The sequence below is a fragment of the Arthrobacter sp. Br18 genome, from assembly GCF_000520555.1.
Classification (GTDB): domain Bacteria; phylum Actinomycetota; class Actinomycetes; order Actinomycetales; family Micrococcaceae; genus Arthrobacter_D.
On sequence record NZ_KI914855.1, the window covers coordinates 13,629 to 29,041 of the forward strand.

Annotated in this window: 13 protein-coding genes; 7 read left to right on the top strand and 6 right to left on the bottom strand. The window is 67.8% G+C overall.

The window, feature by feature from the left end; translation table 11 throughout:
* Positions 1-14 precede the first annotated feature (14 nt).
* The 4 genes from Y704_RS0107090 to Y704_RS0107105 all read left to right on the top strand — a co-directional run bounded on the left by Y704_RS0107090 (position 15) and on the right by Y704_RS0107105 (position 5,183).
* Positions 15-1,421 carry an NAD(P)H-quinone dehydrogenase gene (locus tag Y704_RS0107090; protein WP_026549601.1) on the top strand — a complete coding sequence of 469 codons (1,407 nt, stop codon included), beginning with the start codon at positions 15-17 and terminating at the stop codon, positions 1,419-1,421.
* A gap of 200 nt (positions 1,422-1,621) precedes the next feature.
* Positions 1,622-3,034 (top strand): MFS transporter, encoded by a 1,413-nt coding sequence (locus tag Y704_RS0107095; protein WP_026549602.1) that lies wholly within the window; start codon positions 1,622-1,624, stop codon positions 3,032-3,034.
* A 215-nt stretch (positions 3,035-3,249) separates the two neighbouring features.
* Complete coding sequence (locus Y704_RS0107100) at positions 3,250-4,437, top strand: serine/threonine-protein kinase (RefSeq protein WP_026549603.1); 1,188 nt, start codon at positions 3,250-3,252, stop codon at positions 4,435-4,437.
* Positions 4,434-5,183 carry a hypothetical protein gene (locus tag Y704_RS0107105; RefSeq protein WP_026549604.1) on the top strand — a complete coding sequence of 250 codons (750 nt, stop codon included), beginning with the start codon at positions 4,434-4,436 and terminating at the stop codon, positions 5,181-5,183. Before Y704_RS0107100 ends, Y704_RS0107105 begins: the two co-directional genes overlap by 4 nt.
* A 72-nt stretch (positions 5,184-5,255) precedes the next feature.
* Here the strand turns inward: Y704_RS0107105 and Y704_RS0107110 are convergent, their stop codons facing one another.
* The 6 genes from Y704_RS0107110 to Y704_RS0107135 all read right to left on the bottom strand — a co-directional run bounded on the left by Y704_RS0107110 (position 5,256) and on the right by Y704_RS0107135 (position 13,184).
* The gene (locus Y704_RS0107110; protein WP_051476790.1) at positions 5,256-7,082 is read right to left on the bottom strand and encodes an acetyl/propionyl/methylcrotonyl-CoA carboxylase subunit alpha; all 1,827 of its coding nucleotides are present in this window, start codon (positions 7,080-7,082) and stop codon (positions 5,256-5,258) included.
* A gap of 123 nt (positions 7,083-7,205) precedes the next feature.
* Positions 7,206-7,823 (bottom strand): Maf family protein, encoded by a 618-nt coding sequence (locus Y704_RS0107115; RefSeq protein WP_026549606.1) that lies wholly within the window; start codon positions 7,821-7,823, stop codon positions 7,206-7,208.
* Between the two features lie 59 nt (positions 7,824-7,882).
* The gene (locus Y704_RS0107120; RefSeq protein ID WP_026549607.1) at positions 7,883-9,298 is read right to left on the bottom strand and encodes a dicarboxylate/amino acid:cation symporter; all 1,416 of its coding nucleotides are present in this window, start codon (positions 9,296-9,298) and stop codon (positions 7,883-7,885) included.
* Between the two features lie 150 nt (positions 9,299-9,448).
* A complete protein-coding gene (locus Y704_RS0107125; protein WP_035771923.1) occupies positions 9,449-11,122 on the bottom strand; it encodes a DUF885 domain-containing protein in 1,674 nt (557 codons plus the stop codon).
* Positions 11,123-11,301: 179 nt separating this feature from the next.
* Entirely contained in the window at positions 11,302-11,574 is a 273-nt protein-coding gene (locus tag Y704_RS19605; RefSeq protein ID WP_026549609.1) for an acyl-CoA carboxylase subunit epsilon, read from the bottom strand.
* On the bottom strand, positions 11,571-13,184 hold the full coding sequence (locus Y704_RS0107135) for an acyl-CoA carboxylase subunit beta (RefSeq protein WP_035771920.1): 1,614 nt from the start codon (positions 13,182-13,184) through the stop codon (positions 11,571-11,573). The genes Y704_RS19605 and Y704_RS0107135 overlap by 4 nt, the downstream gene beginning before the upstream one ends.
* A 141-nt stretch (positions 13,185-13,325) precedes the next feature.
* Here Y704_RS0107135 and Y704_RS0107140 point away from each other — a divergent pair, with 141 nt between their 5' ends.
* From Y704_RS0107140 to Y704_RS24405, 3 genes are all read left to right on the top strand, one after another.
* Positions 13,326-14,192, top strand: coding sequence for an SDR family oxidoreductase (locus tag Y704_RS0107140; protein WP_026549611.1), 867 nt, complete (start codon positions 13,326-13,328; stop codon positions 14,190-14,192).
* A gap of 37 nt (positions 14,193-14,229) precedes the next feature.
* Positions 14,230-15,111 (top strand): biotin--[acetyl-CoA-carboxylase] ligase, encoded by an 882-nt coding sequence (locus Y704_RS0107145; RefSeq protein ID WP_026549612.1) that lies wholly within the window; start codon positions 14,230-14,232, stop codon positions 15,109-15,111.
* 39 nt (positions 15,112-15,150) lie between these two features.
* Positions 15,151-15,413: hypothetical protein (locus Y704_RS24405; RefSeq protein ID WP_216698958.1), on the top strand; the 263-nt coding region annotated here is incomplete at its 3' end.

Below are 15,413 nucleotides of genomic sequence, written 5' to 3' on the forward strand. Positions count from 1 at the left end.
GAGAATCGACACTTGTGACCAACCAACTAGATTTCAGCTCCTTGCGCCTGGCGATCCTGGGCGGAGGGCCCGGCGGGTACGAGGCGGCCATGGTGGCTTCCTCCCTCGGTGCCGACGTCACCATTGTGGAACGGCAGGGGCTCGGCGGATCCGCCGTCCTCACCGACGTCGTACCCTCAAAGACGCTGATCGCCACCGCCGACACCATGACGCGCTTTGTCGACGCCCACGATCTCGGCGTCGAGTTCGCCGATGAGACCGCAGTGTCCGCCAACCTCCACCGCGTCAACCAGCGCCTGCTGAAGCTTGCCCTCGAACAGTCGTCGGACATCCGGCAGACACTTGAACGCCTCGGTGTCCGCATTCTCATCGGCACCGGCACACTCCTCGACAACCACCGCATCGAGGTGGTGCCCGACGGCGGCGGCGACACGACCATCGTCGAAGCCGACGCCCTGCTCCTCGCCGTGGGTTCCCATCCGCGCGAGCTGCCTGACGCGATGCCCGACGGCGAACGTATCTTCAACTGGACGCAGCTCTACAACCTCACCGAGATTCCGCAGCACCTCATCGTGGTGGGCTCGGGCGTCACTGGTGCCGAGTTCGCCTCCGCCTACAACGGGCTCGGCTCCAAGGTCACCCTCGTCTCGAGCCGCGACCGCGTGCTTCCCGGCGAGGACGCCGACGCCGCGGAGGTCCTGGAGGGCGTGTTCCGCGACCGCGGGATGACGGTACTCTCCGAGGCCCGGGCCAGCGCTGTCGAACGCACGGCGAACGGAGTAATGGTCCGTCTCGCGGATGGCCGCACCGTCGAGGGGACGCACTGCCTCGTCGCGGTCGGCGCGATCCCGAACACCGAGGGAATCGGTCTGGAGAACGCCGGTGTGGCCGTGGGCGCGTCGGGCCACATCACGGTGGACGGCGTCTCCCGGACCACCGCTCCCAATGTCTACGCAGCGGGCGACTGCACCGGAGTCCTGGCCCTCGCCTCGGTGGCGGCAATGCAGGGGCGCATCGCCATGGCCCACCTGATGGGTGACACCGTCACGCCGCTGAAGCTCAAGCAGGTGGCCTCCAACATCTTCACCTCGCCCGAGATCGCCACGGTGGGCGTCTCCGAGGCCGACGTCGAATCCGGCCGCTACCAGGGCGACATCATCAAACTTTCCCTGCACACCAACGCCCGCGCCAAGATGATGGGCGTCAAGGACGGCTTCGTGAAGGTCATCTCGCGCAAGGGCTCCGGAACGGTCATCGGCGGCGTCGTCGTGGGCCCCCGCGCGTCGGAGCTCATCTTCCCGCTTGCGCTTGCAGTCACCAAGAAACTCCACGTCGACGACGTCGCGAATACCTTCACGGTGTACCCGTCGCTCACCGGCTCCATCTCGGAAGCGGCGCGGCGCCTGCACGTGCACCTCTAGCGCCCCGGTAGGGCTCCGGTAGCGCTCCGGGACGGACAGGTGGGCGGTAGAATCAATCTGTTCCGCCTGTCCAGCATCCGGACAGGCTTATCCACCTGATGGACACAAGTGGTCGAATACTTGGGTTCACCTGTTGCTTCCGCACGCCGGATGAGGCATCCGCTTCCGGGCCGCGTGCCATGCGTGAGAAAGCCGTAGACATGTCATCTTCCACACCCGCAGTATCACGCGGGACCACCAAACCCCTGAATTCCCGGGGAAAGGTGGTTTTTGCAAGCCTTATCGGCACCACCATCGAGTTCTACGACTTCTATATCTATGCCACCGCTGCGGTGCTGGTGTTCCCGGCCCTGTTCTTCCCGAACCAGTCGGACGCGAACCAGCTGCTCAGCTCCTTCGCCGTCTTCGGCGTCGCCTTCGTCGCGCGCCCGCTGGGTTCTATTGTCTTCGGCCACTTCGGGGACAAGGTCGGCCGCAAGACCACCCTCGTGGCCTCACTGCTGACCATGGGAATCGCCACCTTCCTGATCGGCCTGCTTCCCGCCGCGACCAACCCGGGCTGGGTGTTCCTCGCACCCTTGCTGCTGGTGGTGCTGCGCTTCCTCCAGGGTCTCGCCCTCGGCGGCGAGTGGAGCGGTGCAGCACTCCTGGCCACCGAGAACGCTCCGGAAGGCAAACGAGCCGTCTACGGCACCTTCCCGCAGCTCGGGGCGCCGATCGGCTTCATCCTGGCGAACCTGCTGTTCGTCCTGCTGAGCACCACGCTCACCCCCGAGGAGTTCCTGGCCTGGGGCTGGCGCGTACCGTTCCTGCTGAGTGCGGTGATGGTGATCATCGGCCTCTACGTGCGGCTCAAGCTCATCGAGAGCGCGTCCTTCCAGAAGGTCCGTACCGAAGGCAAGGTGGTCAAGCTCCCACTCGGCACCACGTTCCGCTCCCACTGGCGTGCACTGGTCCTCGGCACCTTCATCATGTTCGCCACCTACGTGCTCTTCTACTTCATGACCGCGTTCACGCTCACCTACGGAACCGCGCCGTCGAGCCTCGAGCAGGCACAGGCCCGGACCGAAGCCGCGGGCAGGGAATTCACCGACGCGCAGGCAGCCGCCTTCGTGCCCGGCCTCGGTATGGCACGCACCGATTTCCTGTGGATGCTGATCATCGGTGTGGTGTTCTTCGGAATCTTTACCCTCGTCTCCGGGCCGCTTGCGGAGCGCTTCGGACGCCGCAAGATGCTCCTCGGCACCACCGTGGGCATCGCCGTCTTCGGCCTGCTGTGGGCTCCACTGTTCGGAGCGGGAACCGTAGGCGCCATGGTGCTGCTGATCGTCGGATTCACGCTCATGGGGCTTACCTTCGGTCCCATGGCCGCGGTGCTCCCAGAACTCTTCCCCGCCAACGTCCGCTACACGGGATCCGCCGTCGCCTACAACGTCTCGAGCATGATCGGCGCAGCACCGGCGTCCTTCGTGGCCGTCGCACTCTGGCAGCTGGCGGACGGCAGCACCGTCCTCGTGGGGTTGTATCTCACGGTCGCCGCTGCCCTGACCTTCGTGGCCCTGTGGATGTCCCGCGAAACCCGCGACAACGATTACGAGAACAACATCGCCTGATCCGGGTCCAGCGCGAACCCGGTACTGCACGGGCCGACAGCGGCGCGGCACCCATAGCTCGAAGCAGCCGAGAGTGCCGCGCCGCTGCCGTCCACAGTGCCGCCCTTGCCGCGGGCACATCCGATGCGTGCGGCGGTGGTGATGCCAGTAGACTGGATAAAAGGAAGCTTGCTTAGCATCTATGGAGGCGGGGCGAACGGAAGGGCGGGACACACGTGCAGACACTCGCGGGTGGGCGGTACGACCTCACTGAACGGGTTGGTTCGGGCGGCATGGCCGACGTCTTCGTGGCCAGGGATACACGGCTGGAGCGAGACGTCGCCGTCAAGGTCTTCCGCCCCGGGACCGCGGACGGGATCGAGAGGGGATCCGCTGAAGCGAGGCTGCTCGCCGGCCTCGATCACCCCGGTCTGGTGCGCGTCCTGGACATGGACACCGGACAGACAGCTGGCGACGGTGCCTATCTCGTCATGGAGTACGTGCCCGGGCCTGACCTCAACCGGCGCCTGCGGGCCGGTGCGCTGGATCTGGGCCAGGTCCGCCGACTGGGGCTGGACCTGGCCCGGACACTCTCCTACATCCACGGCCGCGGGGTGATGCACCGGGACCTCAAGCCCTCGAACATCCTGACCCGGAACGTCGAGCCGGAGAGCGGCCTGTTTGCCTACCTGCTGACCGACTTCGGGATAGCGCGGTTCTTCGACGGCGGCCGCATGACGGCAACGAACCAGGTGATCGGCAGTGCCGCCTATTTCAGCCCGGAGCAGGCGCGGGGCGGAGAGGTTGGTATCTCCACCGACGTCTACTCCCTGGGGCTCGTGCTGATCGAGGCGCTGTCGGGTGAGCGGGCCTTTCCCGGGGCGGGCCTGGAGAGCGCCCTCGCGCGCCTGCACCGGAGTCCGTCCATTCCCCGCCGGGCCGGGGCGGAGCTCACCCTCCTGCTGGCTGCCATGACCACCGACGACCCCGCGGACCGCCCGACAGCTAACGACGTCGTCCAGGCCCTGGGCGGGAACGCCGGCAGCAGTCCGGCTCCGACCGAGGCAGGCCCTCCTTACGCGGCATCCGACCTCACCGCGGGACCCGCGACCGCCGCACTGACGGTGGACCCGGGTATCAGACCGGTCCGGCCTCCCGTACAGGCCGACGCAGGAACCCGTCCGCGGCCGGCAACGCCGACCGGGCCGGGCGCTGCCGTTACCGGCCCCACGCCGCGTGCCCGGCGGAGCTCCGGCGTCATTGTGGCCGGACTGGCAGTGCTGGTTTCCCTGATCGTGCTGATTTTCCTGACCCTTTCGGGCGGCCTGGCCGGCGGGACCGATCCCGACCCCGAACCCCTACCGGCAGTTCCCGGCCTGACGGGCGAGAAGCTCGAGGAACTCTACGAAAGTGTGCAGCCATGAAGGCCAGGGCCAGGGGTTGGGCGAAGCGGAGCCGGGCGGGTCGGGTCGGCGCTGCAGGGGTTCTCGCCGGTGCGCTCTTCCTGGCAGGGTGCGGGGGTCCCTCGATCGATTCAGCGTTGAGCGACCGCTTCCAGTCCGGGGTGCGTGGAATAGCCCAGCTCGCGGCGTCGGGTGACAGCGCGGGTGCCATGGCACGGGCGGCCGATCTCCAGGCGGATGTGACGGCGGCGCACGGTGCGGGAGAGCTGCCGGAGGAGCGCCGTGACCTGATTTCGCTGCGCATCGACGCTGTGATAGAAGCACTCGAGGAGGACGCCGGGCAATCGGGCGAGGCGAACCAGGCCCCGACGAGCGGGGTCCCGACGGAGGAACTCCCGGCCGGCCCAGCGGAGCGGGTGCCCGTCCCGGTGCCTGCTCCGGCCACCTTGCCCGCCCCTGCGCCTGCCGAGGATACCGCCCCCGCGCCGGCCACGGTCCCCGCTCCCGGGCCGAGTGATCCCGCGCTGGTTCCACCGGATCGATCGGATGCTCCCGGCGGTGCGGATGAGGACGTTCGGGACGCGGAGAATGATGCGGACGACGCAGAGGACGACGCACCGGAGGGCAACTCCGGAGGCGGCAGGGAACCCAATGACGGGGCAGAACCCGGTGACGGGGCAGGCGGTCAGGGTGCCGGTGACACCAGGAACGACAACAGCAACGGCAGAGGCGCCGGGAACGGCGGAGGCGAAGGCAGGAGCGGGTAGGACCGGGCCGTTACCCCGGGTCCACTGCGGGTCCGACGCCGGCCGCTCCGGTCGAATTCCCGCCAGGAGGAGCTAGTCGTGAATCTTGGCGATCACCGAACCGGCGGAAACGGTGTCTCCCTGAACCGCCGTCAATCCCGACAGCTTGCCGGACTTGTGGGCGGTGAGCGGCTGTTCCATCTTCATGGCCTCAAGCACGACGACGAGGTCTCCCTCAGTCACTTTTGCGCCGTTGCTCAGGGCCACCTTGACGATCGTGCCCTGCATGGGCGACGTGAGCTCATCCCCGTTCGACGCCGCGGTGCCGGCGCGCGGACGCAGTGACTTCTTGGGCTTGCCGGGCGAGGTCTTCACCGCGCCCCCTCCGAGACCTGCGGGAATCACCACCTCAAGCCGGCGCCCGCCGACCTCGACGGTCACGCGCTGGCGCTGGTCCTCCTCGGGTGCCGCCTCCGCTCCGCTCGGCTGCCAGGGCTCGATCGAATTGTCGAATTCGGTTTCGATCCAGCGGGTGTGCACGGTGAAGGGCCCATACGCCGGCGCGAAAGCCGGGTCCGAGACCACTGCCGCATGGAAGGGTAGGACAGTGGGCATGCCCTCGATCTGCATCTCGGCGATGGCCCGACGGGCGCGCTGCAGCGCCTGCGCGCGTGAGGCCCCGGTGACTATCAGCTTCGCCAGCATCGAATCGAAATTGCCGCCGATCACCTCGCCTTCCTCCACCCCCGAGTCCACGCGAACGCCCGGCCCGGTGGGAAGTCTCAGGGTCCGCACCGATCCGGGAGCGGGCAGGAAGCCGCGGCCGGCGTCCTCGCCGTTGATGCGGAATTCGAAGGAATGCCCGCGGATCTCCGGATCCCCATAGCCGAGGGCTTCGCCGCGCGCGAGCCGGAACTGCTCCCGGACAAGGTCAAGTCCCGTGACCTCCTCGGAGACCGGGTGCTCCACCTGCAGGCGGGTGTTGACCTCGAGGAAGGAGATGGTGCCGTCCTGGCCCACAAGGAACTCGCAGGTGCCGGCTCCCTGATAGCCGGCTTCCCTGAGGATTGCCTTCGACGCCGTGTACAGCTGTTCGTTCTGCTGAGGACTGAGGAACGGCGCAGGCGCTTCCTCCACCAGTTTCTGGTTCCGGCGCTGCAGCGAGCAGTCCCTCGTCGAGACCACCACGATGCCGCCGTGCGCGTCCGCGAGGCACTGTGTTTCCACGTGCCGGGGTGCGTCGAGGAAGCGTTCAACGAAGCACTCGCCGCGGCCGAACGCCGCCGTGGCTTCGCGGACGGCCGCCTCATACGATTCCGGAATCTCCTCCCTGCTGCGGACCACCTTGATGCCGCGGCCACCGCCGCCGAAGGCGGCCTTGATGGCCAGGGGCAGGCCGAACTCGTCGGCGAACCGGAGAACTTCCTCCACCGACGCCACGGGATCCTTGGTCCCGGGCACCAGTGGTGCGCCGACGCGCTCGGCGATATGCCGTGCCTGCACCTTGTCGCCCAGCTGGGCGATCGAGGCGGGTGAGGGGCCCACCCAGGTGATGCCGGCGTCGATCACGCGCTGGGCGAATTCGGCATTCTCCGAAAGGAATCCATAGCCGGGGTGGATGGCGTCCGCCCCGCTGCGCTCAGCCGCCTCCAGGATGCGGTCCATGAGGAGGTAGGACTCCGCTGCGGTATCTCCACCCAGCGCGAACGCCTCATCGGCGAGGCGGACGTGGAGGGCATCGCGGTCAGGGTCGGCGTACACGGCGACGGAGGCGATTCCCTCATCCCTTGCGGCACGGATGACCCGCACCGCGATTTCGCCGCGGTTCGCTATGAGCACCTTCGTGACGGGGCCGGAATGGCTTCGGTAGTCCGGACGGGCAGTGGGAGGCTGGGCAGTGCCGGATGCGGGCTCGCTCATAGGGGATGTAGCTCCTTCGTATTTGTTCGGAGCCTAGCTGTTTTTTGGAGCTATCGCCTATGGATCGTGCCGTCGGGGAGTGTTGGACCGCTATTCATTGTAGGAATGCTACAAGGCCCCGCCCTACTCCCAGAAGTCGGTGATGCCGACGCCGGCCGAGCCGAGCAGCTGGCGCAGCGTCGAAATGCTGATCCCGACGACGGCGTGGGGGTCGCCCTCCACGCGCTCGATGAACGCACCGCCCAGACCGTCCAGCGTGAAGGATCCCGCGCACTGCAGTGGTTCCCCGCTGGCGACGTAACGGTCCACCTCGCCGTCGGACATGCCGGTGAAGTGGACCGTGGCCGAGCTGACGGCACCAATCGTCGCACCCGAGCCGTTCTCCCGGTTGTCCACCAGCCAATGGCCCGTGTGAAGGACGCCGGAAGCCCCGCGCATGCGCCGGATCCGCTCGCGGGCCGTCGCGGGCTCGTAGGGCTTGCCGTGCGCCTCGCCCTCGAATTCGAAGATGGAGTCGCAGCCGATCACGAGGGCGTCGTGGGCGTCGCCGAGCGAGGCGACCGCCTCGGCCTTGACGCGGGCGAGTAGGAGCGAGGTGTCGGAGGGATCAAGGTCGCCGTAGCCGGCGGCGGCTGCCGCTTCGTCGACGTCGGAGGCAAAAACATTGTGCCGGATGCCCGCCGCGGTCAGGAGTTTGGTGCGGGCAGGGGATGCGGAGGCGAGGACAAGGCGCGGAGTCATGCACCCAGCCTATGCACTTCCAGACGTCGACTCTGAACCGGTCCGCTCCGGACCGGTCGCTAGCGGGTGAGCGCAGGTGAACCGCCGGCGGCGCCCCGGCCGTCGGTTCCAGCTGCCGTTTCTGTGATGGTGTCGTCCGCGAAGGGATCGCCCGTCCGCTTCGCGTTGTACAGCGCGGTATCGAGGATGCCCTCCCTTTTTGCCACGATCGTCGGGATCAGGGCCTGACCGGCGACGTTCACAGCGGTACGGCCCATGTCGAGGATGGGATCGACGGCGAGCAGGAGTCCGACGCCGGCCAGCGGCAGGCCCAGTGTGGACAGCGTGAGCGTGAGCATGACGACGGCGCCAGTGGTGCCCGCGGTCGCCGCGGAACCGAGCACCGACACGAGCGCGATCAGCAGGTACTGCGTGACACCCAGCTCGATCCCGAAGAACTGGGCGACGAAGATCGCCGCGATCGCGGGGTAGATGGCGGCGCAGCCGTCCATCTTCGTGGTGGCACCGAGGGGTACGGCGAACGAGGCATAGGCCGGGGGGACGCCGAGGTTGCGCTCGGTCACGCGCTGGGTCAGGGGAAGGGTGCCCACGGAGGAGCGCGACACGAACGCCAGCTGGATTGCCGGCCACGCTCCGGAGAAGTACTGGCCGACGGAGAGCCCGTGCATTTTGATGAACACGGGGTAGACCGCGAAGAGCACCAGTGCGAGTCCTGTGTAGATGGCCAGGGTGAACTTGCCGAGCGAACCGATGGTGTCCCACCCGTAGACGGCAACGGCGTTGCCGACCAGCCCGATGGTGCCGAGCGGGGCGATGCGGATGATCCACCAGAGGACTTTTTGAATGACGGCGAGCGCCGAGGAGTTGAAGGCGAGGAACGGCTCGGCCGGCCTGCCCGCCTTCAGTGCGGCGATACCGACGGCCACGGCAATCACGAGGATCTGCAGGACGTTGAAGTTCACCGAGGTCGTGATGGCGCCGCTCTCAGCGACGGCCGAGGACGCCTCCAGGCCCAGGAAGTTCCCCGGGATGAGGCCCGTGAGGAACGCCCACCAGTCCCCGGTGCGGCCGGTGTACTCATCGGGTGCAGTGGCGTTCGTGGTGGCGCCCGGCTGGATCAGGACACCGAGGCCCATGCCGATCAGCACGGAAATCGACGCGGTGATGGCGAACCAGAGCAGCGTCCGGCCGGCGAGGCGGGCCGCGTTGTTGACGGCCCTCAGATTGGCGATCGAGCTCACCACGGCGGTGAAGATCAAGGGCACGACGGCTGCGCGCAGCAGTGCCACGTAGCTTGAGCCGAGTGTCTCGAGGGTGGCACCGAGGCCGGTCGGGGTGTCCGCCGTGTGCCCGGAGTATTTCGCGAGCAGTCCGAGTGCCAGGCCGATGATCAGGGCCGCGATGATCTGGGGTCCGAAGGAGGTGGCCCAGCGCGGCAGGCGGCGCTCAGTGGGGCGGGGGGAGGTGGAGGTCACCCCGAAACACTAGGCCGGGACCAGTGGCAGGAACAGCGCAGGTTGCGAAACATGACGTGAACCAGGCACCCGGGGACCGGACCTCGTGTGGCCGGTCCCCATCCTGGTGCGGCAGGACAGGGACCGTCCCTGACCGGATGTGACGAACGTCTAGCTGAGCAGGGCACGTGCCAGGGTGTCGAGGCCCACCGAGCCGAGGTTCAGTGCCCGGGTGTGAAAGACGCGAAGGTCGAACGCGTCGCCCTCCCTGGCCCTTACCTCGTCCCGGATCTGCTCCCACAGCCGCTGGCCGATCTTGTACGACGGAGCCTGCCCCGGCCACCCGAGGTAGCGGTTGAACTCGAAGTCCAGCTGGCCTTCACTGATGGCCATGTTCGACCTGAGGAAGCCATGGCCTTTCTCGGGGGTCCAGGTTCCCTCGCCCCAGCGGGCCGGCATCGCGAGTTCGAGGTGGACGCCGATGTCGAAGACGACGCGCGCGGCCCGCATGCGCTGCGCGTCCAGCATCCCCAGCCGGTCGCCGGGATCGCTGAGGAACCCGAGGTCCTCCATGAGCCGTTCGGCGTACAGCGCCCAGCCCTCACCCTGGCCGGACACCCAGATGGCGTTGCGCCGCCAGGAGTTGAGGAGTCGGCGCTGGTGGATCGCGGTCGCTATCTGGAGGTGGTGGCCGGGAACCCCCTCATGGTAGACCGTCGTGGTTTCCCGCCAGGTGGCGAAGGTTTCCTCACCCTCGGGAACCGACCACCACATGCGGCCCGGGCGCGAGAAGTCGTCGCTGGGTTCGGTGTAGTAGATGCCGCCCTCATGGGTGGGTGCGATCCTGCATTCGATCGTCCGCAGAATGTCCGGGAGGTCGAAATGGCTGCCGGCAAGGGCATTGATCGCGCTGTCGGAGAGCTCCTGCATCCAGGCCTGCAGGGCGTCGGTGCCCTGCAACCGGCGAGCCGGATCCTCGTCGAGGAGCTGCATGGCCTCCTCGATCGAGGCACCTTCCGAGATTTCGTCCGCGACGGTTTCCTGCTCCGCGATGATGCGGTCCAGCTCCTCGACCCCCCAGGAGTAGGTCTCCTCCAGGTCCACTGCCGCGCCGAGGAACCGTCGCGACATGAGGGAGTAATGCTCCCGGCCCACCGCATCCTTGTCGGGAGCCGACGGCAGGAGATCTTCCCGGAGGAATTCCGCGAAGGCACCGTAGGCCCGGCGGGCGGCATCGGCCCCGCTCGCGAGGTCGGCGCGCAGCGCTTCCGGAAGGTCGCCGTCGTCGGCTTTCGCCGTGGACGCGAAGGTGTCGAAGAATCCGCCGTCCCCCGCGTACTTTCCTGCCTGCCCGATCACGACGTTGATTTGGCGGCCCGCCGCAACGAGTCCTCGCGTCCTGCCCTCCCGGAGTGAGGAAGTGTAGCCCGCCAGGGCGTTCGGGATGTTGTGCAGGCGCCCCGCGATGTGGCCCCACTGCTCGGCGGTGGATGTCGGCATGAGGTCCAGGATCGCGCGGATCTCCTGCGCCGGCGAGGCGATGTTGTTGAGGTCCGCGAAGTCGAGCCCCGTGTCGTGTATTTCGATCTCCAGGCCGAGGCGCTCGCGCATCGCGTCGAGTGTGACGACGTCGACGGCGTCGGCCGGCTCGAGGCCGGACAGCCGCTCCAGGGTCTCCCGCGCTGCTCCGGCGAAAGCCCCGAGCCCTGCAGGGGAGTAGTCCCGGTATTCGGTCTCGTGTCCGGGCACACCCAGGGTCGTGGCGAAGCCGGGGTCCAGCCGGATGAGGGTCTGGGTATGGGAATCGGCGACGGCGTCGATTGCGGTGGGTGTCCGCGCGGGCATAGCATCGGCGGGCCGGTGGGTGGGCAGCGGGGAGGAGGGTTCAGTGATCACACGCAGAGCCTAGCTGTCCCGCCATCGGGAGTGCAGAATTGACGGGTTCGCGGCCCGTTTCCCGTCATTCCTGTGCACTCGATGGACCCGACGGGCCGCTGCCGGACGCGCCGACGTTTCCCCGGTTCCTACCGCGCGCTGCGCTTCCACGAGCCCGGGCCGGGGAGCGGATTCAGCCGCAGCATGGTCCGCCGCAACCAGGACCGCCCGCCGTCGGGCCCCGAACCGGTGTTCCCCGTTCCCTGCAGGGCAACGACGACGGCGGTGAGGGCTGCCAGCTCCTCGTCGGTGGGCTTGCCCGACACGACGGACAGCAGCGCCGGATCGGGTGCACCCGCATCCGAGGAGGCCCCGGCGGGTTCCTCCGAGAAAGCGTCGTTGTCCGGCTCATCCCGGCTCACAGCGGAATGTTCCCGTGCTTCTTCGCCGGCATGGCGGACCGCTTGTCCCGGAGGGCCCGCAACCCGCGGACGATCTGGACCCGGGTGTCCGCCGGCGCGATCACGGCGTCCACGTAGCCGAGCTCGGCCGCCTGGTAGGGGTTCAGCAGCTCCTCCTCGTACTGCGCGACCACGTCCGCGCGGGCCGCCTCCAGATCCCCGCCGGCGTCGGCCACTGCCTTCAGCTGCCCGCGGTACAGGATGTTGACGGCTCCCTGAGCACCCATCACACCGATCTGCGCCGTGGGCCAGGCGAGGTTGATGTCCGCACCCAGTTTCTTCGACCCCATGACGATGTACGCACCGCCGTAGGCCTTGCGCGTGATCACGGTCAGTTTCGGCACCGTGGCTTCGGCGTAGGCGTACAGCAGCTTGGCGCCGCGGCGGATGATCCCGTTGAACTCCTGGTCCTTGCCGGGGAGGAACCCGGGAACATCCACGAGGGTGAGGATGGGGATGTTGAAGGCGTCGCAGTGCCGGACGAACCGGGCAGCCTTTTCGGAGGCGTTGATGTCGAGGGTACCGGCGAACTGCAGGGGCTGGTTCGCGACGATACCGATGGTGTGCCCTTCCACCCGCGCATAACCGGTCACCACGTTGGGTGCGTAGAGGGACTGCATCTCGAGGAAGTGGCTGTCGTCGACGATGGCGGAGATGATCGTGTGGATGTCGTAGGGCTGGTTGGCCGAATCGGGGATGAGCGCATCGAGCGCTAGGTCCTCCTGCGTGAGCTCCAGCATTTCGGTGAACTCCGCCAACGGCGCCTCGGCGAGGTTGTTCGACGGCAGGAAGTCGAGGAGCTCCCGGACGAACCCGATGGCGTCCTGTTCGTCGGTGGCCAGATAGGCGGACGTTCCGGTGGTCGTGTTGTGCTGCCGTGCGCCCCCGAGCGTCTCCATGTCGACGTCCTCGCCCGTCACCGTCTTGATGACATCGGGCCCGGTGATGAACATGTGCGAGGTCTTATCGACCATCACCACGAAATCGGTCAGCGCGGGCGAATAGGCGGCGCCGCCGGCGCACGGGCCCATGATGAGCGAGATCTGCGGGACGACACCGGAGGCGTGCACGTTGTTCCGGAAGATGTCCGCGAACATCGCCAGGGACGCCACGCCCTCCTGGATGCGGGCACCTCCACCGTCATTGATACCCACCACCGGGCAGCCGTTGCGCAGCGCGAACTCCTGCACCTTGACGATCTTTTCACCGTTGACCTGGCTCAGCGATCCGCCGTAGACGCTGAAATCCTGGCTGTAGACGGCGATCAGGCGGCCGTCCACGGTCGCGTAGCCGGAGAGGACGCCGTCGCCCAGGGGCTTCTTCCTGGCCATGCCGAACGCTGTGGACCGGTGGACAGCAAGGGCGTCGAATTCGACGAAGGAGTCCGGATCCACCAGCAGGTCGATCCGCTCGCGCGCCGTGTTCTTGCCCCGCGCGTGCTGCTTCTCCACGGCTTCCGGTCCGGAGGGAACAGCTGCGAGGCCCTGCCGGCGCCGGAAATCGGCCAGCTTCCCGGCAGTGGTCGAGAGATCGGCGGTGGTGGGAAGATCAGCGGTCAGGTCTTCGGGCATGGGATCTCCGGTAGGCAGGTGGCAACGCCTTAAGGAGGTTTCCTCCAAGCGGTAGGGCATTTCACCCAGTCTAGTGAGCTGCGGCACTGCACAGCTTGTAGGACACCTACAGTTTCCTGCGCCGCCGCCTATTCTGGGTGGATGACTGAACGCACCAAGCCAGCAAATGAAGCTCCAGCCTCCCCACCCACCCTGAAGGGGCGCACCCTGCTCATGTCGGGCGGCAGCCGCGGCATCGGGCTCGCTATCGCGCTCCGGGCGGCGCGGGACGGCGCCAACGTGGTGATGCTCGCCAAGACAGGGGTGCCGCATCCCCGGCTGGAGGGCACGGTCCACACTGCCGCACGGCAGATCGAGGCGGCAGGCGGCGCCGCACTGCCGATCGTAGGAGACGTCCGAAACGACGGAGACGTGGCTGGGGCCGTCGCCGCGGCAATCGAGCGGTTCGGCGGGATCGACATCGTGGTGAACAACGCGTCGGCGATCGACCTGTCGAAGACCCCCGACATCGATATGAAGCGCTACGACCTCATGGCGGACATCAACGTGCGCGGCACCTTCCTCCTGAGCAAGCTCTCGCTCGACGTGCTCCGGCACTCGGACAACCCCCACATCCTCACCCTCTCCCCGCCGTTGAATCTCGACCCGCAGTGGGCGGGAAAGCACCTCGCCTACACGATGGCGAAGTACGGCATGAGCCTCACCACACTGGGCCTGGCGGAGGAGTTCCGGGCCGACGGCGTGGGTGTGAACTCGCTGTGGCCGGCCACGCTGATCGACACGGCGGCCATCCGCAACATGCCCGGCGGCGGAACGATGGTGCAGGCCGCGCGCCGTCCGGAGATCGTCGCCGACGCCGCCCATGCCGTCCTGATACGCAACTCGAGGGACTGCACCGGAAACTTCTTCACCGACGAGGACGTCCTGCGGCAGGAGGGCAGCACGGATTTCTCCGTCTACAGTCTCGGCGCGCCGGAGGACCGGCTGGTGCCCGACATCTTCCTCTGAGCCCGGGACAGGAGGGACGGCTGGGTAAGATCGACTCATGACCTCCCGCTATTCCAACCTCGAGCGTCCCGGGCTGGACCTGGGAGCGCTCCGTGCCGCCCTGTGCGTGCCCGCGGGACAGTATGCACGGCTGGAGCTGGTGCCGCGGACTGGGTCAACCAATGCAGACCTCGTGGAGCAGGCCGGCCTGGAGGGCACGAAGTGGCCGGACCTCAGCGTCCTCACAGCGGAATCGCAGAGCGCCGGGCGAGGCCGGCTCGACCGGTCATGGGTGGCTCCGGAGCGGTCGTCGCTGCTGGTCAGCGTGCTGCTGCGGCCGGTCAACAGTGCCGGCCGGCCGCTGCCGACCCAGGGGTATCCCTGGTTGTCCCTCCTGGCCGCACTCGCACTTGCCGAAAGCGTGGAGGAGCGCACCGAGGTCAGCCCGCAGCTCAAATGGCCCAACGACGTGACGGTGGACGGGCGCAAGCTCGCCGGCATCCTCGCCCAGTTCGTGCCGGATCCGCGCGGCGGTGCCCCCGCCGTCGTCGTGGGTGTGGGGTTGAACGTCAGCCTGACGGGCGAGGAGCTTCCCGTGCCGACGGCCACGAGCCTGCTGCTCGAGTATGCCGGGACCACCGACCGCAATGTCCTCCTAAAATCCTTCCTCCGCACGTTCGCCGGGCACTATCGTGCGTTCTGCGCGGTCGACGGCGATGCGATGGCCGCCTGGCCCGAAGGGCTCTCCCTCGCCAACCGCGTGTCCGACCGGATGGCCACGCTCGGGCAGGAGATCCGGGCGGAACTGCCGGGCAACGAGGTGCTCACCGGGCGCGCGCTGGCCCTCGATGCCCACGGGGCCCTTGTCGTGCGGAACGACGACGGCGAACGGCACACCGTGTCAGCGGGCGACGTGGTGCATCTGCGTCCGCAGGGTTAGGACGGGATGCGGATTCGGCTTGCTCCGGGGGAACGTGTGGTGGTCCGCACCCGGGCCTCTCCGATGCCCCTGGCATGGCCGGTCGCGGCGTCGGTAGTCCTGCTGGGCGTCGGGGGGTTCGTGTGCGGCTGGCTGGGCACCGCACCACTTCCCGACGCGCTTCGCGACTGGAGGCCCGTGCTGACACTTCTCTCCGCGGGACTGTTCCTGGTAGTGCTGGTGCAGCTGTTCGGACGGCCTTTTGTGCGGTGGCTCAATAACCGCTACGTGCTGACGAGCATGCGCCTCATCCACCGGCGGGG

Excerpts from the sequence above, each read along its gene's own strand:
- Y704_RS0107095 (WP_026549602.1), top strand. The coding sequence starts at position 1,622 with ATGTCATCTTCCACACCCGCAGTATCACGCGGGACCACCAAACCCCTG.
- Y704_RS0107105 (WP_026549604.1), top strand. The coding sequence starts at position 4,434 with ATGAAGGCCAGGGCCAGGGGTTGGGCGAAGCGGAGCCGGGCGGGTCGG.
- Y704_RS0107110 (WP_051476790.1), bottom strand. The coding sequence starts at position 7,082 with ATGAGCGAGCCCGCATCCGGCACTGCCCAGCCTCCCACTGCCCGTCCG.
- Y704_RS0107115 (WP_026549606.1), bottom strand. The coding sequence starts at position 7,823 with ATGACTCCGCGCCTTGTCCTCGCCTCCGCATCCCCTGCCCGCACCAAA.
- Y704_RS0107125 (WP_035771923.1), bottom strand. The coding sequence starts at position 11,122 with ATGCCCGCGCGGACACCCACCGCAATCGACGCCGTCGCCGATTCCCAT.
- Y704_RS0107135 (WP_035771920.1), bottom strand. The coding sequence starts at position 13,184 with ATGCCCGAAGACCTGACCGCTGATCTTCCCACCACCGCCGATCTCTCG.
- Y704_RS0107140 (WP_026549611.1), top strand. The coding sequence starts at position 13,326 with ATGACTGAACGCACCAAGCCAGCAAATGAAGCTCCAGCCTCCCCACCC.
- Y704_RS0107145 (WP_026549612.1), top strand. The coding sequence starts at position 14,230 with ATGACCTCCCGCTATTCCAACCTCGAGCGTCCCGGGCTGGACCTGGGA.